19 protein-coding genes are annotated in these 24,337 nt (G+C 44.8%); 14 read left to right on the plus strand and 5 right to left on the minus strand.

The genetic code is table 11. From position 1 onward, the window contains the following. The 7 genes from grpE to greA all read left to right on the plus strand — a co-directional run. On the plus strand, positions 1-122 hold a 122-nt coding region (gene grpE / locus A3763_RS25130), incomplete at its 5' end, for a nucleotide exchange factor GrpE (RefSeq protein WP_082880599.1). Between the two features lie 160 nt (positions 123-282). Beyond that, a complete protein-coding gene (gene dnaK, locus A3763_RS25135) occupies positions 283-2,223 on the plus strand; it encodes a molecular chaperone DnaK (protein WP_068514045.1) in 1,941 nt (646 codons plus the stop codon). Positions 2,224-2,481: 258 nt separating this feature from the next. Next, entirely contained in the window at positions 2,482-3,627 is a 1,146-nt protein-coding gene (gene dnaJ / locus A3763_RS25140) for a molecular chaperone DnaJ (RefSeq protein WP_068514048.1), read from the plus strand. Positions 3,628-3,872: 245 nt separating this feature from the next. Beyond that, the gene (dapB, locus tag A3763_RS25145) at positions 3,873-4,676 is read left to right on the plus strand and encodes a 4-hydroxy-tetrahydrodipicolinate reductase (protein ID WP_068511692.1); all 804 of its coding nucleotides are present in this window, start codon (positions 3,873-3,875) and stop codon (positions 4,674-4,676) included. A gap of 349 nt (positions 4,677-5,025) precedes the next feature. Then, the gene (gene carA / locus A3763_RS25150; protein ID WP_068553352.1) at positions 5,026-6,156 is read left to right on the plus strand and encodes a glutamine-hydrolyzing carbamoyl-phosphate synthase small subunit; all 1,131 of its coding nucleotides are present in this window, start codon (positions 5,026-5,028) and stop codon (positions 6,154-6,156) included. A gap of 110 nt (positions 6,157-6,266) precedes the next feature. Further along, positions 6,267-9,473, plus strand: a complete 3,207-nt coding sequence (gene carB / locus A3763_RS25155; RefSeq protein WP_068508947.1) for a carbamoyl-phosphate synthase large subunit — start codon at positions 6,267-6,269, stop codon at positions 9,471-9,473. 171 nt (positions 9,474-9,644) lie between these two features. Continuing rightward, on the plus strand, positions 9,645-10,121 hold the full coding sequence (gene greA, locus A3763_RS25160) for a transcription elongation factor GreA (protein WP_068508948.1): 477 nt from the start codon (positions 9,645-9,647) through the stop codon (positions 10,119-10,121). Positions 10,122-10,187: 66 nt separating this feature from the next. Here the strand turns inward: greA and A3763_RS25165 are convergent, their stop codons facing one another. The 4 genes from A3763_RS25165 to A3763_RS25180 form a co-directional block, all read right to left on the minus strand. Then, the gene (locus A3763_RS25165) at positions 10,188-11,417 is read right to left on the minus strand and encodes a hypothetical protein (RefSeq protein ID WP_068508950.1); all 1,230 of its coding nucleotides are present in this window, start codon (positions 11,415-11,417) and stop codon (positions 10,188-10,190) included. Positions 11,418-11,632: 215 nt separating this feature from the next. Next, on the minus strand, positions 11,633-13,201 hold the full coding sequence (locus A3763_RS25170) for a cation:proton antiporter family protein (protein WP_197470067.1): 1,569 nt from the start codon (positions 13,199-13,201) through the stop codon (positions 11,633-11,635). 58 nt (positions 13,202-13,259) lie between these two features. Beyond that, a complete protein-coding gene (locus A3763_RS25175) occupies positions 13,260-14,900 on the minus strand; it encodes an iron ABC transporter permease (RefSeq protein ID WP_068508952.1) in 1,641 nt (546 codons plus the stop codon). Positions 14,901-15,026: 126 nt separating this feature from the next. Further along, positions 15,027-16,049: a Fe(3+) ABC transporter substrate-binding protein gene (locus A3763_RS25180; protein WP_156490469.1), complete on the minus strand. Its 1,023-nt coding sequence runs from the start codon at positions 16,047-16,049 to the stop codon at positions 15,027-15,029. A 161-nt stretch (positions 16,050-16,210) separates the two neighbouring features. Here A3763_RS25180 and A3763_RS25185 point away from each other — a divergent pair, with 161 nt between their 5' ends. The 6 genes from A3763_RS25185 to queF all read left to right on the plus strand — a co-directional run bounded on the left by A3763_RS25185 (position 16,211) and on the right by queF (position 21,901). Then, positions 16,211-16,816: a hypothetical protein gene (locus A3763_RS25185; protein ID WP_068508954.1), complete on the plus strand. Its 606-nt coding sequence runs from the start codon at positions 16,211-16,213 to the stop codon at positions 16,814-16,816. Positions 16,817-17,063: 247 nt separating this feature from the next. Continuing rightward, positions 17,064-18,386: an HD-GYP domain-containing protein gene (locus tag A3763_RS25190; protein ID WP_068508956.1), complete on the plus strand. Its 1,323-nt coding sequence runs from the start codon at positions 17,064-17,066 to the stop codon at positions 18,384-18,386. Positions 18,387-18,485: 99 nt separating this feature from the next. Continuing rightward, positions 18,486-19,121 (plus strand): tRNA-uridine aminocarboxypropyltransferase, encoded by a 636-nt coding sequence (locus A3763_RS25195; protein WP_068508958.1) that lies wholly within the window; start codon positions 18,486-18,488, stop codon positions 19,119-19,121. A gap of 126 nt (positions 19,122-19,247) precedes the next feature. After that, positions 19,248-20,180 (plus strand): ABC transporter ATP-binding protein, encoded by a 933-nt coding sequence (locus A3763_RS25200; protein ID WP_068508960.1) that lies wholly within the window; start codon positions 19,248-19,250, stop codon positions 20,178-20,180. Position 20,181: 1 nt separating this feature from the next. Further along, positions 20,182-20,955 carry an ABC transporter permease gene (locus A3763_RS25205; protein ID WP_068633283.1) on the plus strand — a complete coding sequence of 258 codons (774 nt, stop codon included), beginning with the start codon at positions 20,182-20,184 and terminating at the stop codon, positions 20,953-20,955. Between the two features lie 79 nt (positions 20,956-21,034). Further along, positions 21,035-21,901, plus strand: a complete 867-nt coding sequence (gene queF / locus A3763_RS25210; RefSeq protein ID WP_068508964.1) for an NADPH-dependent 7-cyano-7-deazaguanine reductase QueF — start codon at positions 21,035-21,037, stop codon at positions 21,899-21,901. Between the two features lie 14 nt (positions 21,902-21,915). Here queF and A3763_RS25215 read toward each other — a convergent pair whose 3' ends face one another. Further along, positions 21,916-23,340: an adenylate/guanylate cyclase domain-containing protein gene (locus tag A3763_RS25215; RefSeq protein ID WP_231872322.1), complete on the minus strand. Its 1,425-nt coding sequence runs from the start codon at positions 23,338-23,340 to the stop codon at positions 21,916-21,918. Positions 23,341-23,543: 203 nt separating this feature from the next. Here A3763_RS25215 and A3763_RS25220 point away from each other — a divergent pair, with 203 nt between their 5' ends. Next, positions 23,544-24,134 (plus strand): nitroreductase family protein, encoded by a 591-nt coding sequence (locus tag A3763_RS25220; protein ID WP_068508969.1) that lies wholly within the window; start codon positions 23,544-23,546, stop codon positions 24,132-24,134. Positions 24,135-24,337: the final 203 nt, after the last annotated feature.

A 24,337-nucleotide genomic window follows, 5' to 3' on the forward strand; every position in this document is an offset into this window, starting at 1 on the left:
AGGCGATGTCAATGGTTCCTGCGCCGGATGCAGAGCCAAATACAGTGATTGCAGCAATGCAGAAAGGTTATACCTTGAATGGTCGTTTGGTCAGACCGGCAATGGTTGTTGTATCCAAATAAACGCACAAAAAAAGTACAAAATAATGGTTTAAAGCTTGAAAATGGAAATTTCGGCCAAATATAAGCGTTAACCCAAAAATATAGGCGCTAAGGCTTAAGATGAAAAAAGCCATTAAGCCTTACCAACAGAATTTAGAAATTAGAGAACGGGAGTAAATCAATGGGCAAAATAATCGGAATTGACTTAGGTACAACTAACTCATGTATTTCATTGCTAGATGGCGAAAAGCCAAAAGTTATTGAAAATGCAGAAGGCGATCGTACCACACCTTCAATCATTGCATTCACTGACGATAACGAAATCTTGGTTGGTCAGCCAGCTAAGCGTCAGGCAGTAACGAACCCGACTAATACTTTGTTTGCGATCAAGCGTTTAATTGGTCGTCGTTTTGAAGATGAAGTTGTACAGAAAGACATCTCAATGGTGCCTTACACCATTTCTAAAGCTGACAATGGTGATGCGTGGGTAGAAGTTAAGGGCGATAAGAAAGCGCCACCTCAGATCTCTGCAGAAATCTTGAAGAAGATGAAGAAAACGGCTGAAGACTTTCTAGGCGAGTCAGTAACTGAAGCGGTAATTACAGTTCCTGCTTACTTTAACGATTCTCAGCGTCAGGCAACTAAGGATGCCGGTAAAATTGCTGGTCTAGATGTTAAGCGTATTATCAACGAGCCAACTGCAGCAGCACTAGCGTTCGGTTTAGATAAGAGCAAAGGCGATTCAACAATTGCTGTTTATGACTTGGGTGGTGGTACTTTTGATATTTCTATCATCGAAATTGCTGACGTTGATGGCGAGAAGCAGTTTGAAGTATTAGCGACTAACGGTGACACCTTCTTGGGTGGTGAAGATTTCGATATGACGCTAATCGATTACTTGGCTGATGAGTTCAAGAAAGATAGCGGTATCGACCTTAAAGGTGATCCTCTAGCGATGCAGCGTTTGAAAGAAGCGGCTGAAAAAGCAAAAGTTGAGCTTTCAAGTGCGCAACAGACAGATGTAAACCTTCCTTATATTACGGCTGATGCGTCAGGTCCTAAGCACCTTAACGTGAAAATGACGCGTTCGAAGCTAGAGTCGCTAGTTGAAGATTTGGTTGAACGTAGTTTAGCGCCTTGTAAGACTGCATTGAATGATGCAGGTCTTAGCGCTTCAGAAATTGACGACGTTATCTTGGTTGGTGGTCAGTCTCGTATGCCTTTGGTTCAGAAGAAGGTTGAAGAGTTCTTCGGCAGAGAGCCACGTAAAGACGTTAACCCAGACGAAGCGGTAGCAATGGGTGCAGCGATCCAGGCTGCGGTATTGGCTGGTGACGTAACAGACGTACTGCTACTAGACGTTACGCCATTAACTTTGGGTATCGAAACAATGGGTGGCGTAGCCACAGCATTGATCGAGAAGAACACGACTATCCCAAGTAAGAAGTCCCAGATCTTCTCAACGGCTGAAGATAACCAGTCTGCTGTAACGATTCACGTTGTACAGGGTGAGCGTAAGCAAGCGGCTCAGAACAAATCTTTGGGACGTTTCGACTTGTCAGATATTCCTGCGGGCCCTCGTGGTATGCCTCAGATCGAAGTGACTTTTGACATCGATGCAAACGGTATCTTGAACGTATCGGCGAAAGACAAGGCGACAGGTAAAGAGCAGTCTATCGTGATTAAAGCTTCTTCTGGTCTATCTGATGATGAAGTCGAGCAAATGGTAAATGATGCAGAAGCAAATGCTGATGCCGATCGCCAGTTCGAAGAGCTAGTGACTGCGCGTAACCAAGGTGATGCGATTGTTCATGCGACTAAGAAGACTCTAGAAGAAGCTGGTGATAAGGCGACTGAAGAAGAGAAAACTGCGATTGAAGCTGCGATTACTGACCTTGAAGAAGCGCTTAAGGGTGATGATAAGGCAGATATCGAAGCGAAGACTCAGGCATTGACTGAAGCTTCATCAGGTTTGGCTCAAAAGATGTATGCTGAGCAAGCAGCAGCGGGCGCAGGCCCAGAAGCAGCAGCGCAAGGCGGTGCAGCAGAAGAGCCAGCTGGCGCAGCGGACGACAATGTGGTTGACGCTGAGTTTGAAGAAGTTAAAGACGACAAGAAGTAAGTTGTCGATAGGAGGGCGTAGCCCCTCCTGTTCTGAGACTTAAATAGCGTAATTTTTGAATCTTCTGGTTTGAAAGCTTACGTTTGAACGCGGAAGCATCGCCTTCCGCGTTTGCATATCTTCAGGTTTATTTTGCTAGGTCAGTTTGTATTAATGCGCAATAGAGCTATTGAGAGCTGCGCTAGCAAAATGATTCATCCTTCGGCAGAGGTCGGGGAAGAGTTTTATTTACGGTTTTATTGAATACGGTTGTTGCATATGTCGAAACGAGATTATTACGAAGTTCTGGGTATTGAACGCTCAGCTGATGCGAAGGAAGTTAAGAAGGCCTACAGACGCTTGGCGATGAAGTACCACCCGGACCGCAACCCGGATGATGCTCAAGCAGAAGAAAAGTTTAAAGAAGCAACTGAGGCTTATGAGATCCTTTCTGATGAGCAGAAGCGTGGCGCTTATGATCAGTATGGTCACGCAGGTGTTGACCCGCAAGCTGGTGGCGGTGGCTTTAGTGGTGGTAATGGTAACTTTAGCGATATTTTTGGTGATGTTTTCGGTGATATTTTCGGTGGCGGCGGAGGTGGCGGTGGCCGCCAGCGTAGCGCTCGTGGTGCTGATTTACGTTATACCCTCGACTTGGACTTGGAAGATGCCGTTAAGGGTACAACAGTAAAAATTCGCGTACCAACTCATGTGACCTGTAAGCCTTGTAATGGCTCGGGTGCTGCAAAAGGTTCTAAGCCTGAGCATTGTGGTACTTGTAATGGTGCGGGCCAGGTCAGAATGCAGCAAGGCTTTTTCTCTGTGCAGCAGACCTGTCCAAATTGTCGCGGCCAGGGAACAATGATTAAAGATCCTTGTCGTTCATGTCACGGTTCGGGTGTGATAGAAGAAACCAAGACTTTGTCTGTTAAGGTTCCGCCGGGTGTCGATACCGGTGATCGAATTCGCTTGGCAGGTGAGGGTGAAGCGGGCACGCATGGCGCGCCGTCAGGTGATTTATATGTACAGGTTTCGGTTAAAGAGCATCCGATCTTTGTGCGCGATGGCAAGACCTTGTATTGCGATGTGCCAATTTCCTTGGTAGATGCTGCTCTGGGTGGTGAGCTGGAAGTGCCTACACTAGATGGTCGCGTTAAATTGAAGATTCCGGCCGAGACTCAGACAGGCAAAATGTTCCGCTTGCGTGGCAAAGGTGTTGCCCCTGTTCGCGGTGGTGCAGCTGGTGACTTGATGTGTCGTGTGACTGTTGAAACGCCAGTTAACTTATCTAAAAAGCAGAAAGACCTATTGCGCGAATTTCAGGATACGCTAGATAAACATGGTGATAAAAAGCACGCGCCAAAAAAGCATACCTGGTTTGAAGGTGTGAAAAGCTTTTTTGATGATATGACGAGTTCTAATTAGATTATTGCCTCCACCACCGTCATTCCTGCGCAGGCAGGAATCCATTGTCTCGCGGAGTTAGATACACCCAATTAGTAGGTATCGACGGGGAAATCATGGTATTTAGAATGATCTAGCATTTTCCAGCACCTGAGGTGGGTTCAAAACAATGGATTCCCGTCTGCGCGGGAATGACGAGAATCTGCGCGAGAATGACGTAGAGGTAGTTGGGCCGGTTTATTCGCCTATAAATAAGGAAAAACAAAGTGACAAGAATTGCAGTGACCGGTGCAGCTGGTCGAATGGGTAAAATGTTAATTGAGGCCGTGGGTCTATCTTCTGAAGCAGAGCTAACGGCAGCCATTGAGCGCCCAGAAAGTTCCCTTGTCGGAACGGATGCTGGAGAGTTAGCAGGTGTGGGTGCGAACGGTGTTGTTGTCTCAGGTAGCTTGTCTGAAGTGATTGGTCAGTTCGATGTCTTGATTGACTTCACTGCGCCCGTAGCGACCTTGGCAAATGCTAAGTTATGTGCGGAGCATGGTAAGGGTATTGTTATCGGAACGACTGGCTTTACCGTTGAAGAAGAGGAGGAGTTGTTATTGGCTCAGTCTTCTGCGGCAATGTGTAAGGCTGCCAACTTTAGTACAGGCGTAAATGTTTGCCTGAACCTGCTTCAAAAAGCGGCTGAAATTTTGGGTGACGACTACGATGTTGAGGTTTACGAAGCTCATCATCGACATAAGGTTGACGCGCCTTCTGGTACTGCACTGGCGATGGGGCAAGCGGTGGCCGATGGTTTGGATCGGGATTTACGCTCGGTTGCGGTTTATGGGCGAGAAGGTCAAACCGGTGCACGTGATAAAGAAACTATTGGTTTTGCGACCGTTCGTGGTGGTGATGTTGTCGGTGATCACACCGTGATGTTTTTGGGCGAAGGTGAGCGTGTAGAGATTACTCACAAAGCGTCTAGCCGTATGTCTTTCGCTCGGGGTGCAGTTCGTGCTGCAGCCTGGTTGCAGAGTCAGAAGCCTGGCTTGTATGAAATGCGAGATGTTCTGAATTTGAAATAAGTGGCTTGGCTAAAAAATGCGCTATGAACTGCCTCTCACTGATAGACATAATTGTCATAAATGTGTACAATGCCGCCGTTTGAATAGTGGTTGTCTATTCAAAGCCCGCATGTATCAGCAGGGTTAACATTGAAGCGCGCGCAAGTATAAGAATTTTAAGCGAGGTGGGGTAAGCTCCGTCTCGCTTTTTTGCAACTTATCTGTGTGAAAATGCTGCTTTGAATGCCTGCTCGGGGACCAGATGCTTATCGCTTATACCTAGCGTGTAGTTTCTGAAGGCCACTTCAAACCCGCCTAAAGACGGTATCTTTATTATTCTCTCCTAGCCGATTACGACGAGGAACTGGCGTTGACAAAACCTGCAATTTTAGCACTTGAAGATGGCTCCATTTTTAAAGGAGTCTCCATTGGATCAGACGGTGAAACCATCGGGGAAGTTGTATTTAATACAGCGATGACCGGGTATCAAGAAATCCTGACTGACCCTTCCTATGCAAAACAAATCGTAACTTTGACTTATCCGCATATCGGAAATACCGGTGTTAATGCCGAAGATGTTGAGTCAGATAAAATTTGGTCAGCAGGCTTGGTTATACGTAACTTGCCTTTATTGGCGAGTAGCTGGCGTTCAGAAAAGCCTCTTAACGAATACCTTGAAGAAAACGGCATTGTCGCGATTGCAGATATTGATACACGCCGTTTGACGCGAATCTTGCGTGAAAAAGGTGCACAGAATGGCTGCATTATCGCTGGTGATGACATTAGTGAAGAAAAGGCGCTAGCCGCTGCGAAGTCGTTCCCTGGTCTAAAAGGTATGGACTTGGCGAAAGAGGTGACACGCACTGAACAGGCCTCTTGGACAGAAGCTGAGTGGTCACTAACTGACGGGTATGGCGAGCAAAGCGAAACAGAATTCCATGTTGTGGCTTATGACTTTGGTGTTAAGAATAACATTCTAAGAATGCTCGCGGAGCGTGGTTGTAAACTAACAGTTGTTCCAGCGAAAACGCCTGCTGCGGATGTACTGGCTATGTCACCTGACGGAGTGTTTCTATCTAACGGCCCGGGCGATCCAGAGCCATGTGATTATGCGATTGCAGCAATCAAAGACATACTGGAAACCAAGGTTCCGGTATTCGGCATTTGCTTAGGTCACCAGCTACTTGCGCTAGCGAGTGGCGCGAAGACTGAAAAGATGAAGTTTGGTCACCACGGTGCGAACCATCCGGTACAGAATCTAGAAGACAAAACTGTGATGATTACCAGTCAGAACCACGGTTTTGCAGTGGACGAGAGTTCACTACCAGATTGTCTAAAAGCAACACATAAGTCTCTATTTGATGGTTCCTTACAAGGTATTGAACGCACGGATACTCCAGCGTTTAGTTTCCAGGGCCATCCCGAAGCGAGCCCGGGCCCGCATGATGTCGCGCCTTTGTTTGACCGCTTCATCGATACGATGAGAGCTCGTGCTAAGTAATTAGTACTGTTGTTTAGTCAGCAAAATACTTGCTGAAAGTGAACCTATTTTGTTGTGAGTGAGCACCTTAGCTATTTACAACCTAACTCTTAGAGAACGGAAAGAATTAAATGCCAAAGCGTACCGACATAAAGAGTATTCTAATACTAGGCGCCGGCCCTATCGTCATCGGGCAGGCCTGTGAGTTTGACTATTCAGGTGCTCAAGCGTGTAAAGCGCTTCGCGAAGAGGGTTATCGAGTTATCTTGGTTAACTCTAACCCGGCAACCATTATGACTGATCCTGCAATGGCCGATGCGACTTATATCGAGCCGATTACCTGGCAGACAGTTGAAAAGATTATCGAGAAAGAGCGCCCTGACGTGTTGTTGCCAACAATGGGTGGTCAGACTGCATTGAACTGTGCATTGGACCTAGAGCGCGAAGGTGTGCTTGATAAGTACAACGTTGAAATGGTTGGAGCGAATGCTGATACCATCGACAAAGCGGAAGATCGTGAGCGCTTTGATAAAGCAATGAAGGCAATCGGCCTTGAAACACCGCGTTCTGCGATTGCTCATAGCATGGAAGAAGCGCTTCAGGTGCAAGACTCTTTAGGCTTCCCTTGTATTATTCGACCTTCTTTCACCATGGGTGGAAGTGGTGGCGGTATCGCTTATAACAAAGAAGAGTTCGTAGAGATTTGTGAGCGTGGTTTGGACCTGTCACCCACGAACGAGCTTTTGATTGATGAGTCCCTGATTGGTTGGAAAGAATATGAAATGGAAGTTGTTCGTGACAAGAACGACAACTGTATCATTATCTGTTCTATCGAAAACTTTGACGCGATGGGTGTTCACACCGGTGACTCGATTACCGTTGCACCGGCACAAACGCTGACCGATAAAGAATATCAAATAATGCGTAATGCCTCTTTGGCAGTACTGCGTGAGATTGGTGTTGAAACTGGTGGCTCAAACGTCCAGTTTGGTATGAACCCGAAAGATGGCCGTATGGTGGTTATCGAGATGAACCCGCGTGTATCGCGTTCATCTGCTTTGGCGTCTAAAGCAACCGGTTTCCCGATTGCCAAAGTTGCCGCTAAATTGGCGATTGGTTATACCCTGGATGAGTTGCAGAATGATATTACAGGTGGCGTAACGCCGGCTTCATTCGAGCCATCAATCGATTATGTTGTCACTAAGATTCCTCGTTTTACCTTCGAGAAGTTCCCTCAGGCAGATCCGATTCTAACGACACAGATGAAGTCGGTAGGTGAGGTTATGTCTATTGGCCGAACCTTCCAGGAATCGCTACAGAAAGCTTTACGTGGTTTGGAAGTCGGTTCTTACGGCTTCGAGCCGAAATTGGATCTGGCTTCTGAAGATGCTAAATCAGAGATGATTCGAGAGCTTCGTAACCCGAGTGCCGAGCGTATCTGGTATGTCGGTGATGCTTTCCGTTCTGGCATGTCGGTTGATGAAATTTACAAGCTAAGCGGCATCGACCCTTGGTTCCTGGTTCAGATTGAAGATTTGATTGAAGAAGAGTGTGTTGTATCGAATATGACACGCACAGACATGACTGCTGAAGCGATGCTTCGTCTTAAGCGTAAGGGTTTTGCTGATCACCGTTTGGCAGAGCTACTTGGTATTACCGAGAAAGAATTGCGTACGCTACGTCAGGGCTTCGATATTCGCCCTGTCTATAAGCGTGTTGATACCTGTGCTGCAGAATTCTCATCGAACACGGCTTACATGTACTCAACCTATGAAGAAGAGTGTGAGTCTCAGGTTACTGACAAAGAAAAGATCATTGTTATCGGTGGTGGCCCTAACCGTATTGGCCAGGGTATTGAGTTCGATTACTGCTGTGTTCATGCTGCCTTTGCCATGCGTGAAGACGGTTACGAGACCATCATGATCAACTGTAACCCAGAGACGGTTTCAACGGATTACGATACTTCAGACCGTTTGTACTTTGAGTCAATTACCCTGGAAGACGTATTAGAAATCGTTCAGCTAGAGAAGCCAAAGGGCGTGATTGTGCATTATGGCGGTCAGACGCCACTTAAGCTTGCGCGTGGTTTAGAAGAAGCTGGAGTGCCAATTATTGGTACTAGCCCAGATGCAATCGACCGTGCAGAAGATCGTGAGCGCTTCCAGCAAATGATTGAGCGCTTGGGCTTACGTCAGCCAGAAAATGCCACGGTTCGAAGCCATGAAGAAGCGATTACTAAAGCGACTGAAATCGGTTATCCGCTAGTTGTTCGTCCATCTTATGTATTGGGCGGGCGTGCAATGGAGATCGTCTATAACGAAGCTGAGCTAGTTAAGTACATGAAGGAGGCGGTTAGCGTATCTAACGACAGCCCTGTCTTGCTAGACCACTTCTTGAACGCGGCGATTGAGGTTGATATTGATGCCATTAGTGATGGTAAAGATGTCGTGATTGGTTCAATCATGCAGCATATCGAGCAGGCGGGTGTACACTCGGGTGACTCGGCTTGTTCATTGCCTCCATATACCTTGTCTCAAGAAGTTCAGGAAGAGATGAAGGAAGTCGTTAAAGCTATGGGTCTAGAACTTGGTGTTGTAGGTTTGATGAACGTCCAGTTGGCTTATCAGGATGGTTTGATTTACGTGATCGAGGTTAACCCTCGAGCATCACGTACAGTACCGTTTGTTTCTAAAGCTATTGGCACTTCATTGGCGAAGGTTGCTGCACGTTGTATGGCAGGTAAAACCCTGGCAGAGGCGGGCTTTACCGAGGAAGTGGTGCCTAAGCACTTCAGTGTCAAAGAGTCTGTTTTCCCGTTCAACAAGTTCCCATCTGTTGACCCGATCCTTGGCCCTGAAATGAAGTCAACGGGTGAAGTTATGGGTATCGGTGATACCTTCGATGAAGCCTTTGCTAAAGGAGTTATTGCTGCAGGTGGTGTATTGCCGAGCGGCGGTAAGGCGTTCTTGAGCGTGAGAGAAGTTGATAAGGAAGGCGTAATTGAAGTGGCACGCCTGCTTAACGAAATTGGTTTCGCTTTGGTCGCAACCTCCGGTACTGCGAAAGCGCTAGCAGAGGCAGGCTTGGAAGTTGAGTCTATTAATAAGGTTCAAGAAGGTCGTCCGCATGTTGTTGATGCCATTAAGAATGGCGATATTGACCTGATTGTTAATACTACTGAAGGTAGACGAGCCATCGCAGACTCTGCTCAAATCAGACAATCTGCTTTGCAGAAGAAGATTGCTTACAGTACGACTCTTGCTGGTGGTGATGCAACTGCACGAGCTATTCGTTTTGGTGCTGAGAAGCACGTACGTAGACTTCAAGACTTACACTAGAAAACTCGTTTATTTTATAACCCGGAGCTAATGCTTCGGGTTATTTTTTTCAGCTGTTTATACAGATGGCTCTTTTTTGATAACTCGAATTAATTGCTTGTTGATGATGAGTATAAGCGTGACTGAAAGAAGAGCTCTCACTAAATATGGTAAAAGAATAAAGGAAGGAAGATGAATCGAATTCCAATGACTGTTGAAGGCGAAAAAGCCCTTCAAGAAGAATTAGTAGAATTGAAAACTGTAAAGCGCCCACAGGTTATCGAAGCGATTGCCGATGCGCGTGAGCACGGTGATCTAAAAGAAAATGCTGAATATCATGCAGCGAGAGAGCAGCAAGGCTTTATAGAAGGTCGAATTCAGGAGCTGGAAGGTAAGCTTTCAAACTCCCAGATTATCGATGTTAAGTCTATCCCTCATACAGGAAAAGTTATTTTTGGTACCACGGTTTCATTGATCAATATCGATACGGATGAAGAAGTTCGTTATCACATTGTTGGTGATGATGAGGCTGATATCAAGGCAGGCAAAATCTCTATTTCTTCACCAATCGCTCGAGCGATTATTGGTAAAGAAGAAGGTGATACCGTAGGCGTTCAGGTGCCTAGCGGAATCGTTGAGTATGAAATTGATGAAGTGCTTCACGTTTAATCTTGATCATCTTTTAAAAAGGCTGAGGTTAGCATTGACTTCAGCCTTTGCCTTCCTGGTTAGTTACTAATCTATTAAGCCTAATTCAATAGCTAGCTTAATCATGGCTTTTAGGGCAGCCTCTTTCGGAAAGGGATGGTCTAGGTTTGGTGACCCAAATCTCATTAGTTTAGGGAATGCATCGTAGGACATATCCCAATGATGTGCGTTTAACATGGCTAGATCTGCTGACATGCCGGTCTTTATTTTTGCTTGAGCTTGGGTAAGCTGCATATCATTATGAGCGTCGTATTTGTTTAACTCCATTACGCCCTGCATTTGAAAATAAGGTACTTCCAGCGCTGTTGTCGAACCCGTGATGTTAAAAATAGGGATGTCTAAAGAATCAAATAATTCTCTATTCTGATCTAGGAAGGACATTCGCGCTTTAGTTGTCAGATCATATACCGCCTCTTTTACATTGTATTCATCCATACGTCTAAACGTGCCAGATTTGAGGTTTATTGCGGGTGAAATGAGCGATAAGAAGCTTGCTAATGCTTTTTCAACTTTAGGGATGTCTAGGTTCTTAATCGAGTTATATATGTCATCCGCTAAATAGGAGCCACCGATGGCTCCTCCCCAATTATAGATACAGCGAATTTTGTTTTTTAAATCGGGGCGCTGCGCGAGCAGTTCGTAGATATCGGGAGCACCTTTGCTGTAACCAATTAAAAATATATCTCCGGGTGTCTTTTGTTCGGACGGTGGGATTGTTGTTGTGTCAGCTGCTAATCCGGCACCGTGGTCAATCGCGGCGATCAAGTCATCAATATTAGAGCTGCAACCGCGCATAGGGTGATTGTCTGCTCGTATAATCCTTATACCGAGCTCGTCCTGGATTTTAGGGAAGGCGTTTTGAAAAGCCCTAACAGGCAACATGCCATTCAACAGACCGGGTGAGAATATTAGCGTAGTATTACGAACTCTATTTGTGCTCTTAAATTCGGGGATTTCCAGTTTCCATTCCCGTATTTCATCGCCCCTCAAAAACTGTTCTGCAAGTTTTTGTTTGTTTGGTCGCTTGTCTTTGCGGCCAAGTAGTTTGGTTTTATCTGCTTTTTTTAAAGCAATATTGTCTTGAAGTGCTTCGGTTAGAAATATATTTCTCCATCGAATGCCGCACCAGCGCTTAATATAAGGGTGCGCATAGTTTTTACGGTCGCTTTGTAGAATCAATCTAATATTCGTAATTAGTTGTTCGTAATCGCCTTTGTTCTCCAGTGTTTCGAGTAGATTCAGTTGTTCCTTATTCATTATAAGATCAATGTTCCTTTAATGTCTCAATATGTTGAATAGCGATCATTATATAATAGAATAGTTCGAAGTCGAACTCTTTGGTCTTTAAGTTAGCGCGTGTCGTCACAACACGAGAGAATTATTTAATAGAGAGTCTTATTCGCAGTGAAGTCTTCCTGAATAAAAAGAAAGACGTGTTCGATAAAATTTTGGTTTGTGTTGTGTAAAAGAGCTTATTGCCCTTTTAATAAGTGGATGCTTTCCTCAGCGAAGCCAGTTCCTACCTCTGCATAGTAGTTGAAAGCAATATCGGCACCTAAACCCATTAGCTCTTTTTGTTGGTCTTCATATTGTGCAATGACGGAAATTTTTCCTGAATAAGAAGTATGCTTCAACTGATAGATAATGTTCTTCATCTCGTTGACTGAAGGCAGGGCTAACATAATTAGTTTTATGTCGCTTAATGGGGCCTGTTCCCAGAACTCAATGTCATCACCATCACCGCATATAATATTAATGCCTTGTTCCTTGAACCCCTGTGCCCGTTTTGGGTCAAGCTCAACACCGCAGATCTTCCCGGGGAGATCCCTTTCTGCTTCATGATAAGCGCCTTTTCCAACACGCCCCATGCCGACAATTAAGACTTCTTTGTCTTTGATAGGTAAAAAGGTTTGTTGGGAGGTATCACAAGGACGTTCAAAACGCGAGAAGGCGTCTTTTTTGTTTGCGTATATTCGATGTGCAAACTTGTAAATAATTGAGCTAAATACCATCGAATGAGTTGTCGATAGGGCGATGATGACCAACCATTCATGGCTTAGCCAGTTTTGATCAACACTTAAGCTGGCAACGATCAACCCGAATTCGCTGTAGTTGGCTAGCAAGAGTGCTGACAAGAAGCTGGTACGCAAGCGTAAGCCAACCGCATTAAACACAAAGAAGAAAAGCAATAACTTGATGGGGAGTAAAATAGTCAAGCCTAAGGCGACGAGCCACATTTCCAAAGTTGGTAACGCGGTGAACCCGATAGACAAAAAGAAGCAGATTAGGAAGAGGTCTTTGAAGCTCATTAACGACTTATAGAGTTCGTTAGATTTAGGTAAGCCTGCGAGTAGCATGCCCATGACTAGTGCACCCAAGTCACCCTTCATGTCGACAAGCTCAAAAAGCTCCGGGCCGCCAAGTGCAAGTAAAAAACCGTAGAGTGGGATCAACTCTCCGTGACCGCTGGAGGCCATCATTCTTTTTAATAAAGGGCGAAGGAACCAAAGGCCAAGCAAGCTAAATGCCCAAAGGCTTGGTGATTTGCCGGTTGCAAAGAATAGAAACAGAACAGCCGCAATATCTTGCCAGATTAGTACGCCGACAGCGAGGTCACCGTGTTTGGATTTTAATTCCGCATTGTCTTCCAAAATCTTAATGACGCAAACAGTGCTACTGAAACTAAAAGCAAAAGCGATAATGGCGCTTTGCGACAAACTGAGATCAAATAAGCTGTGGCTGAGGGTAGTTGTGCAAAGAATTATCAAAGGAAGTAGGAGTATCATCCACCCACTCATATGAATAAAGGTTCCGGACCATAATTGTGGCCTCATAAGCTGTCTGAAATCAATTTTAAGCCCGATGGTAAACAGCATTAGCGTAATGCCAAGGTCTGCAAGCATCTCAAGTGTCGGTTCTGGCGTAACGCCACTTGCATGGAGCAAGAAGCCAGCAATTAGATAACCAACTAAGGGTGGGAGTGTGATTTGTTTCGCAATGAAGCCAAATATGAAGGCAACTAAAATCCAGATGATGCTCATATTGCTTATTTACTTCTCTTAAGTCGATGAATGTTTGGGTTGCTAATTGCTTCGTATCTTAGGACTTTTGGCTAATACTCTTGTCTAACAATATAACTGGCAGAATACCCACTGCAACGATGATTAGTGCGCTCAAGGCGCTTTGCTCAAGTAACTCATCGGAAGCAAATTGGTAAACCTGTGTAGCCAGTGTTTCAAAATTAAAAGGCCGTAAAATTAGTGTAGCAGGCAATTCTTTCAAACAGTCTACAAACACGACAAGCATGCCGGTAAGAGCACCCCGCTTGATAATGGGCAGGTGTACTTTAAATAGTGTCGATAAATAATTATGGCCAAGTGAGCGCGATGCCATGTCCATGCTTGGTGTTACTTTAGATAGGCTGGACTCTACGGACCCTGAAGAGACAGCTAAGAAGCGAACAGAATAGGAAAATACAATTGCGAAAGCCGTACCGCTCAAAATCAATCCTGTTGAGAAATCAAAGTGCTCTCTCATAAGACCGTCAAGGGTATTATCGAAGGCAGCAAAGGGAATGATAATTCCGATCGCAAGCACCGCGCCTGGTATGGCGTAGCCTAGGCTAGAGAAGTTGACCAGGTGCTGAGTGAGCTTATTGGAATTTAGTCGTTTGCTGTAAGTAAGTACGATGCCTAAAACCAGTGTGGCAAAGGCGGCAATACTGGCTAAAACAAAACTGTTTAGTGCGTACTCTATAAAATTGCTGTGCCAGGATATTTCAAAGTATTTGACTGCATAAATCGTTAGAAGTGAGAAGGGAAACAGAAACCCTAACAATACCGGTAAGAAGGCGACTGCGAATGCCAGATAAGCCCTTATTCCATATAGCTTATGGCTTGGAATGGTTGAGCCTTGGTTGCGCGACTGGTATTGCTTTTGTCTGCGTCGAGAGTAGCGTTCAGAGCTAATAAGAATAACCACGACAGCCATCATTAGTAAGGCTATCTGTGCTGCACCACCCAAGTTGCCCATGTTCAACCACGTGTCGTAAAGACCCGCTGTTAAGGTTTGGACGGCGAAATAATCTACCGTTCCAAAGTCGTTAAGTGTCTCCATTAGTACTAAAGACAGGCCAACCGCAATAGCGGGCCGTGCAATGGGTAAGGATACTCGATAAAAGAACTGGAAGGGCGTAGAGCCTAGACTGCGTGAAATGCGATAGAGGGAAATCGACTGCTCAAGAAAGGCCGCGCGTGCCAGCATGTAGACGTAAGGGTAGAGTACTAGTGACATCATGATAATAGCTCCCCCCATACTTCTGATTTCGGGGAACCAATAATCTCTGCTGGTCTTCCAGCCAAATAGCTCTCGAAGCGCTGATTGCACGGGGCCTGCGTATTCCAGAAAATCAGTGTAGGTATAAGCGATGACGTAAGCGGGTACGGCAAAGGGGAGTAATAAGGCCCAACTCAGCCACTTTTTGCCGGGGAAGTCGTACATGGAAATAAGCCAAGCTGAGCCAGTTCCAACCAGAAAAGTTAGGGAGCCAACGCCAAGCATAAGAATCAGCGTGTTTTTCAGATAACTAGGTAAAACTGTATTAAGCAGGTGCGGCCAGGCGTTTTCCTCTGGAAAAAGAGCGAGGTAAGCCACCGCAACAATCGGGAGACCGATAAGGGTTGCGATAATGAAAGATGAAATGAACCAGGGACGCTCTTGAGCGTTTAGTCTGAAATTCAAGAGTGATAAACCTTCAAAGTATTCGAGTTACGCCGAGCTGAGCAAGATACATTAAAAACGAAAAGCGGCATAGTGCCGCTTTAGTTTATTTTTCTAAAAGCCATGGCCTTAGCTTATCTAGAGTCATTATTCATCGAAGGCAACTTCATCAACTAACTGTGCTGCACGCTTTCTTAGATTAGCAATATCTGCGAGTGGCAGTGTATCTGACTTGAAGGAACCCCAAGACTTTACCAGGCTCGATGGTTCAACCTTAGTATTAACCGGATACTCGAAGTTTTGTTCTGCATAGAGGCTTTGCGCATAGTCCTGTGTTAGGAACTCCATTAGCTTGATTGCACTTTCTTTGTTTGGTGCGTGTTTAGTAAGTGCTACGCCACTGATATTCACGTGGGTGCCTCGGTTGCCTTGGTTAGGAAAGGTTAGGTGGACAGAGTTTGCCCAAGCAACCTGTGCTTTGTCGTTTAACATTTTGCCGAAATAATAATTGTTGCCAAGTGACAGGTCACAAATACCCTCGTTGATTGCTTTTACTTGTGCTCGATCATTTCCTTGAGGACGTCTCGCCAGGTTGTCTTTTACACCTTGTAACCAGGTTTTTGCTTCTGCTTCGCCGTGATGAGCGATCATTGATGCGATCAGCGCAAGGTTGTAAGGGTGCTTGCCGCTTCGGGTACAGATACGGCCTTTCCAGACGGGTTTGCTCAAGTCTTCATAGTTTTGAATGTCAGCTAGGTTAGCGCGCTCTTTTGACGCATAGATAGAGCGAGTACGTGTCGTTAAACCAAACCAACGGTTTTCTGGGTCGCGATATTGTACCGGGACATTCTTTTGTAGCGTTTCTGATTCAACAGCTTGAACCAAGTCTTTGTTGGTCACTTCCATTAAACGGCCAATATCGACAGTGAAAACTAAATCGGCAGGGGAGTTGCGTCCTTCACGAGTCAGGCGTTCAGCTAAACCTTTCTTAGCAAAAACTACATTAACCTTAATACCGCTTTGTTCGGTAAACTTATCGAACATAGGTTGAACCAGAAAGGGCTGGCGGTAAGAGTATACGTTAACCTCTTCACTGCTTGCTGAAACAGTTGTCGTGAATAAGGAAGAGAGAGTTAGAAGGGTGACGCAAATAAAGCGAGACAGAGCCATAAATAAATATTCCTAATATAGTTTCCATAAAGTAATGCGAATCATTCTTAAATAAAAAGAATTGTTAGTCAAGAATTTAAAGCATTTAACTTGATGGCTATCAAGTCAACTAAGCGATAAAATGCCATTTAAATATTGAGCTTTGGAGTAAAAGAGCGCTAATGAAGAGTTTCTCCCGCTTGCTACTAGTCGGACTGTTTGCTTTCTTAACGGCTTGTGCAACCACAGATTATCAAACGCATTATGGTTGGTTTATGGCGGAAAACTCTGCTGGCGAACTTAGACAATTTAGAGTTTATTGGCAGTCTGTTCGTTATGAAGGTTGGACAAGTGACGAGCTTCGCCCAATGCCGGTAGTGATTGAGGCGCAATGTAGCGAGCGGAAAGTTCACTTGTTTGACAGCTCGTTTGGCCCCGGCCGCCGCTGTAGTGATCGCCAAGGTGAAGGAATTGTTTTCTGTGGTCGTTCAGAAGTTGATGTGAATCGACGTGGCTTAGAGATAGAGAATAACTCCCTATGTGCAACGATTACCGATAGACAGGGCTCAAGTAGTATTCTGGATTTGGAGGGAGAAGTCCTCATTCACATGTCTTGCCGCCCAAAACGAACACAAAAAATACGAGGCGGTAAGAAAATAAATATAGATTACCTGCTTAGTTCTCAGCAGCCTTATATCGTCTCTACCAAGAAGGTAAAGGGCGGCGATATTGAGCAATTAGTTCCCGAATTATTCAACCACTCTTCTGTCTGTGACCCGGATGCCTAATATTTGATGGAAGGACGACTTTACTTGGTTACAAATCTAACTGCTAATTGATTAGATCTTGATCTATATTTAGAGTGTAAAAGCTATTTTTGAATAGATGCTAGTGTGACCGGTTTGGCATTGATAAGAAACAACCGGGTATTGTTACCTGAGCTTACATAAGCCAACGCTACGTAGTGGTGTTGCCTGAAGATATTGTCAAAAATGTAAGGAAGATAACTAAAAGACCAGCTTAGTAGGTATTGTCATGTCGACAAATCGTTTAAAACTCGAAGTAAATGCGCTGAAGGAAGGCATGTTCGTCGCGGACTTGGATTGTCCGTGGCATGAAACGCCTTTTCCTCTACAGGGCTTTTATATTCGTATGGATGACGATGTAAAGGCTTTGAGCGAATACTGTAAATTTGTTTATGTTGACGTGAAGCGAGAAAAGGTCAAAACGGTTCATGCGAATCACGCTGTGCCTAGTTCTGAAAAAGGTAAAAAGGGTATCTCTGGAAGTTCCGAGAATAACCCCGAAATAGAACTCCCTCCCATTGTTGTCAAAGCTCCTCATCACTATGAAGCAAGCGTCTCCATTAACAAAGAAGTTGCCCGCGTAGAAAAGCTTCATCGTCATGTATACGATGCGATTGACCAGGTGTTTCTCACTGTCGAGCAAGGTGGTGATGTAAGCATTAAAGAAACCGAGTCAGTTGCTAAAGGTATGGTCGAAAGCGTTATTCGTAATCCCGATGCCCTGGTTTGGCTGTCTAAAATGAATGAAATAGATGCTTATAGTTATCAGCATTCGGTGAAATCCTCTATATGGGCTTTAGTTTTGGGGCGTCATATGGGCTTGAAGAAGGAGATGCTGGAAACCTTAGCTTTGGGTGTTTTATTGTCGCATATTGGTAAGGCTAGAGTTGCGCAAAAAGTACTTGATGCCTATCCGGACCTTGAGAGTAGCCAACTATCAGCCTATCAGCAATATGTTGAAAAGAGTGTCGAGTTACTAACTGAGATAGAAGGTTTACCTTCTGGCGTTGCATCAATTGTTGAATTTCACCAAGAAAGACACAATGGTACCGGTTACCCGAAAGGTGTGACGGGTGAGCGCATTCCTTTGTTAGCTAAGATTGCCGGTTTGGTTGATTATTATCAGGAGTTGATTACACCGCGTGATGACGAACTGGGTATGTCTCCTTATGATGCTGTTGCCCGTTTATACGAGCTGCGTAATATCGCTTTTCAGAAAGATCTTGTTGAGCGCTTTATTGAAGCGGTAGGCGTATACCCTACAGGTACATTGGTTGAGCTAAGTTCTGAGGAAGTGGGTATTGTAACCGGGCATAATGAAGATCGCCGCTTACAACCGAAAGTAATGGTTGTACTCGATGCTCAGAAGCGAGCAATGAAGTGCGGTAAAGTGGTAGACCTAAAAGAGGTAAACCGCGATAGAAATGTTTTAAGCATTAAAGACAGTTTACCTAAGGGAGCTTACGACATAGATGAGCAGCGGTACCTGTTATCCGGTGCAACCTCTAAATGGAGTTGGCGACACTTGGCATCCTCATTCGCGTCTGGCTAATTTGTTATTCTCTTCTGGGCGAGCAAGCCTAATAAAACTTGATAAAAGGCAGTTTGATGATTCACACTGCCTTTTTTATTGGCTGAAAGAAGATAAGCGATGGCGAGAGTGTATTGTCAACGGTGCAATAGGCCTGAAAAAGTTTGCTTGTGTGCATCGATAAGCAAACAGAGCAACACAAGAACTCTGATTATTTTTCAGCACGATGACGAACAAAAGAAGCCGCTTTCGACTGTGCCATTAATCCAGCAGGGGTTATCTGGCGTAGAGGTGCTGAACGGCCTAAGATTTGACCGAGAAAAATGCTTCTCTTTGCTAGCAAAGCATGGCGCTTGCAGCCCTTTGCTGTTGTATCCTGAGTCGCTATCTGATGACGAAGAACATCTTGTATTAGATCTGAGCGATCTAGCTTCACCGCTTTTAAAGTCGCTACAACAATATGATTCGCTAGTTATCCTCGATGGCACCTGGAGGAATACCCGGGAGCTGGTTTTGGTGAATACTTGGCTGCAAAGTTTGCCGACACTCGCCCTGTTAAATGCCGGGAAAAGTCGCTATCGTATCCGCAAATCGACACATGAGTTTTCATTATCAACAATTGAAGCGGTCGCAAAAGTGCTGCCCCTATTGGATGAAAATATTGATAGCGAAACTTTGTTGAAGCCTTTTGAGAAAATGATTGATCAGCAGATTCAATATATGGGAGAAGAGGTCTTCCTGCGAAATTACCGATAGGATGCAGAACCCTTTCTTCGAGATAAGCGGATATTCATTCCTTGGTGACTTGAAATTCCTTTGCCTAACCCCAAGATAGAGCACTCCACTTTACCTCTCTACTTACAAGCAGGCACTAAACAAATCATGCAAAACGCTCTAGAGATTCGCGGCTTAAACAAAACTTATGGTAATGGTCATGTCGCTTTGCAGAATGTCAGTGTCAGTGTCGAGCAGGGTGACTTCTTCGCTTTATTGGGGCCTAACGGTGCGGGGAAATCAACGACACTTGGTATTGTTTCTTCCTTGGTTAATAAAAGTTCTGGAGAGGTCAAAATATTTGGCCACGACATCGATAAACAGTTGGTTAAGGCAAAGACCTGTTTAGGTGTGGTGCCTCAGGAGTTTAACTTCAACCAGTTCGAGAAGGTCCGTGATATCGTTATTACTCAGGCTGGTTATTATGGTATTCCCGTTTCAGAAGCTGAGGAAAGTTGTGATCATTATCTGAAGAAACTGGGCTTGTGGGATAAACGGAATGAACCATCCCGTATGCTCTCCGGGGGTATGAAGAGAAGGTTAATGATCGCCAGAGCTTTAGTGCATAAGCCTAAATTGCTCATTCTTGATGAGCCCACAGCGGGTGTAGATATCGAATTGCGACGCTCAATGTGGGAGTTTCTAAAGGAAATCAATGAGCAGGGTACGACAATTATCTTAACGACGCACTACCTGGAAGAGGCGGAAGCGCTATGCCGCAACATTGCGATTATTGATCAAGGGAAAATTCTGACAAATACCAGTAAGCAATCTTTATTACAGCAATTGCATCTGGAAACCTTTGTGCTAGAACTTGATAAACCCATGAGCACTGTTCCTTTGCTAGAGGGCTTTGAGGCAAGACTTAACGAAGAGGGCCTGCTAGAAGTTGATGTGCGCAGTGAGCAAAATATAAATGATCTTTTTTCCAAGTTGGACAGTTTGAGTATTCAGGTCAGGAGTATGCGTAACAAGGCAAACCGCTTAGAAGAGTTGTTTTTGGATTTGGTTGAGAACGCCAAAACGCAGGAGGAAGTGTAAGATGAATGCGCATCAGGTATGGGTCGCTTTCTTGACTATTGTGACCAAAGAGGTTCGTCGCTTTACTCGTATATGGGTACAAACATTGTTGCCACCGGCGATAATGATGGCTTTGTACTTCGTCATCTTTGGCAACTTGATTGGCCCGAGAATTGGTGACATGGACGGTTTTGACTACATGGACTTTATTGTTCCCGGCTTAATCATGATGTCAGTGATTACTAACTCCTATGCTAACGTAGTGTCCTCTTTTTTTAGCATGAAGTTTCAACATAGCATTGAAGAAATTCTGGTCTCACCTGTACCTAACTGGGTAGTCTTGTCCGGTTATGTGATGGGCGGTGTTGGTCGCGGTATATCTGTTGGTCTGATCGTGACACTACTGTCGCTGGGTTTTACCGATTTACGTGTTGAAAATATCGCCGTAACGGCCAGCATTGTTATTCTGACGGCTATCCTGTTCTCGATAGGCGGTTTTATCAATGCGATTTATGCGACAAAATTCGATGACATATCGATAGTGCCAACGTTTATATTGACGCCACTTACTTACTTGGGGGGTGTTTTTTATAGTATCAGTTTGTTGCCTGAGTTCTGGCAGGGGGTCTCCCAAATTAACCCTATACTGTATATGGTTAACGCTTTTCGCTATGGTATTCTTGGTGTAAGTGATGTCGATATTGGTATTTCATATTTGATGATTTGCGGATTTATCGTAATAGGCTTTTCTTATGCGCTTTACTTATTGAATCGCGGAAAAGGCATAAGAGCGTAATATGATTTTGCCTCTAAGCTAATATATAAGAATCAGTACATAGCGTAGTTTTTTCACTTTCAGAACTTAGGAGTAAAAAGTGACGGATGCTCATCAAAGCCAATTAGGTAAAGGGACTGAATACGATCAAAGCTATTCACCCGAGATACTTTTTCCCTTAGACCGAAAACAAAATCGTGAAAGTCTGAACCTGAGTGCTGATATTCCTTTTCATGGTGAAGACCGCTGGACCTGTTACGAGCTGTCCTGGCTTAACTCAAAAGGTAAGCCTCAGGCAGCGATCGCGTACTTTAGCATTCCATGTGATTCGCCATACATGATTGAATCGAAGTCTTTTAAGCTTTATTTGAACTCTTTCAACCACCTTTCTTTCAAAGATGCTTCGGCTGTAGAGCGATTGTTAAGTAAAGACTTAAGTGCTGCGGCCGGTGGAATCGTTTCTGTAGAGGTTCTTGCATTAAAAGATACAAGACATCATGTGGCAGAGAATTTATGCCAGGGAAGTTCAGCAGAAGAGTCTTTATATGCTAGCGCAGAGTGTATTGATGAAATAGATGCGGAAGACTTTGAATATCAGCCGAACCCTGAGCTACTCAAAACGGTGCCAGGTGGGGTTGAGGTGAACGAGACGCTCTACTCTGACTTGCTTCGCTCGAATTGTCCTGTGACGGGGCAACCAGACTGGGGGACTGTATTTATTCATTACGCGGGGCAGCAGATAGATCGCGAGAGCTTACTAAAATATATTGTATCTTTTAGGCAGTGTCAGGACTTTCATGAGCATTGTGTCGAGCGAATCTTTATTGATTTACTGCAATATTGCCATTGTGATTCTTTAAGTGTTTATGCGCGCTACACTCGCCGAGGTGGCTTGGATATCAACCCCTACCGCGCAACAGCAGATCTTAAGGCGAGAACGGAGAGCCTGAGAACTCCAAGGCAGTAACGAGCGTTATTGTGTTAGCTGTCTTTTAGTTTCTCAGTTGCTTTTTCAAGGGCATGGACGATAGCGTCTTTATTAGTGTCGTCTATTTTTCCGGTATCCAGATACATCGCAAACCCTTCAGCTTCATGCTCTATGAAGCTCTGACCGGCACCGATATCGCGTCTAAGGTCAACGATTTGATAAATCGGAACGGGTCTAGCGAAGCCTTTAACGGTAATCTCTCCCTTATCACGACACATAACCTTATCTTTTATCAGAGAGAAAGTTTCGTAAGAAACCAGGATTTCGCCTGGCTCTGATAGTGCTTCCAAGCGAGAAGCCAAGTTAACTTCCTTGCCGATAATGGTGTAGTCCATGCGGTTTTCAGCGCCAAAATTTCCTACAGTGCTGAAGCCCGTACTGATCCCAATCCGAATTTGCAGTGGCGTCTTGATTCCTTGGCTCTTCCACTTTTGACGCAGTATCTTCATGTGCTTACGCATCTCAATTGCCATGGAAACACAAGCCATCGTATCTTCTTTAGCGCCACGACTGGTTGGGTCACCAAAGAAAATCATAATACTGTCGCCAATAAACTTATCGATTGTGCCGCCGTATTTTAAGGCGATTTGCGACATTTCGTTGAAGTAGTTGTTCAGCAGCTCGGTCAAACCTTCGGGTTCCATTTCTTCCGACAGCTCTGTAAAACCTTTGATGTCAGAGAAGAAGATAGATAGACGCTTGCGCTGTGTTTCCAGGCGCACGTCACGTTCGCCGGTAAAAATTGACTGCCAGACTTGTGGAGATAGGTATTTAGCAAGCTTGTGAGAAAGCGATATAGACTGCTCTCTTTGTGTCTGAATCTGGTGCTTGGCCTTATGTAAGGCTTCGGCTTGTTGGTGGGTATAGTAAGCAGTAACCGAGACATAGACTGTAGCGCTAATACCGGCCACTAGATCGACAATCATTGGTGCGTGAGGCGCGAAGTCAAGGCCGAATATCATGGAGGAAATAATGGTGGAGGTAAGTAAGATTAGGTTGCCTTTGAGCCAGGTCGACATACCTCCAACGACGATGAAGCTAAAACTCGCCATGAGAATATTGAATATGGTTGCCGTCGGGCTGAAGTCAATTAGTACAATAATGACACCGACCAAAGCGCCATCTATTAGTAGTGTGTTCTCACGTGCTGCAGCGCTTTGCTCTAGCTTTAAATGTCTAATAACAAAGTAAAGAAGGTGTGGCCATAACATGGCCGCAGGAATAAACCAGATCAAGTAGTCGTGGAAATGTCCTTCAAGAACACCGACCGCCATCGTGATACTAGACGTCAAATAAGCCAAAACCCTGCCGTTGTATGCGGGCATGACTGACGGTGGCGTATCTATTTTGTCGGTGGAGTGTTGTGTCGCCTTATTCTGTGTTGACGATTTTTTATTAGATATTTTCAATGGGATCATTTTTTCATACATCTCTGATAAGCAGCAAAGGTTATCAGTTCCCTTATATATAGACAAATTTTGCTTACACTGTTTTAATTTCGTTCTTGGGAAATAGCGCTTGCACTAAGGTTTCGTGATCTAAATGTGGTTATATCATTATGTTCACCTGAAAAGAATAGTGCAGGTTAGGTAGCTTATATTAAAGCAGGAGATACGCGGGTATGAATGAGCATAAAACAATTGATGAGGCGGGCTCTCATGCGGTGTTGGAAATATTGAAGTCCAGGGTTTCTCATCCTCGCTTGAGTGCTCCAGCCCCAAGCCCTGATCAAATGGAAACTGTTTTTCAAGCAGCGCTTAGGACGCCTGACCATAAATGCTTAAAGCCATGGCGATTTCTTGTGATCGAAGGGGACTCGTTACATCGTCTGGGTGATTTGTTTTGTCAGGCTGCTGAAGCGAATGAGGGAAAGCTTAGTGAAGCGCAAGAAAATAAATACCGCTCAATGCCGCTTCGAGCGCCCAAGATCATCGTTGCTGTGTCCAAAAACATCGAACACCCTAAAGTACCTTTCGAAGAGCAGGTTGTGTCCTGCGGCGTTGCGGTGGGTTATATGTTGTTAGCGCTTCAGGCGCAGGGCTTTGGTGGTATTTGGCGTACCGGAGAAATGGCATTGAATGGCGACGTGAAGCAAGGCCTGGGTTTATCGCTCGAGGAGTCTATCGTGGGCTTCTTATATATTGGTACACCGCTTGCCGAAGCCAAAAAGTTAGCGCCTGTTGCTAGTAAGGATTACTTTGTCCCATGGTAGTGCTCGGCGATTTTCCTCTGACTATAAATTGGGTCAACCCAGGTGATATCTTCGCTTGTTCCCTCAAAAAACGGCAAATCTAAAAGGATAGGAATTGCCGATCTAAAAAACTCCATAAAACCATAAGTATTTGATTTTTAAGTATTAAAAAAATATTTATTGGTTGGCATCGCAATTGCTTTATCTAATCGTAGAAACTTTAT

It is taken from the genome of Oleiphilus sp. HI0128, from assembly GCF_001635365.1.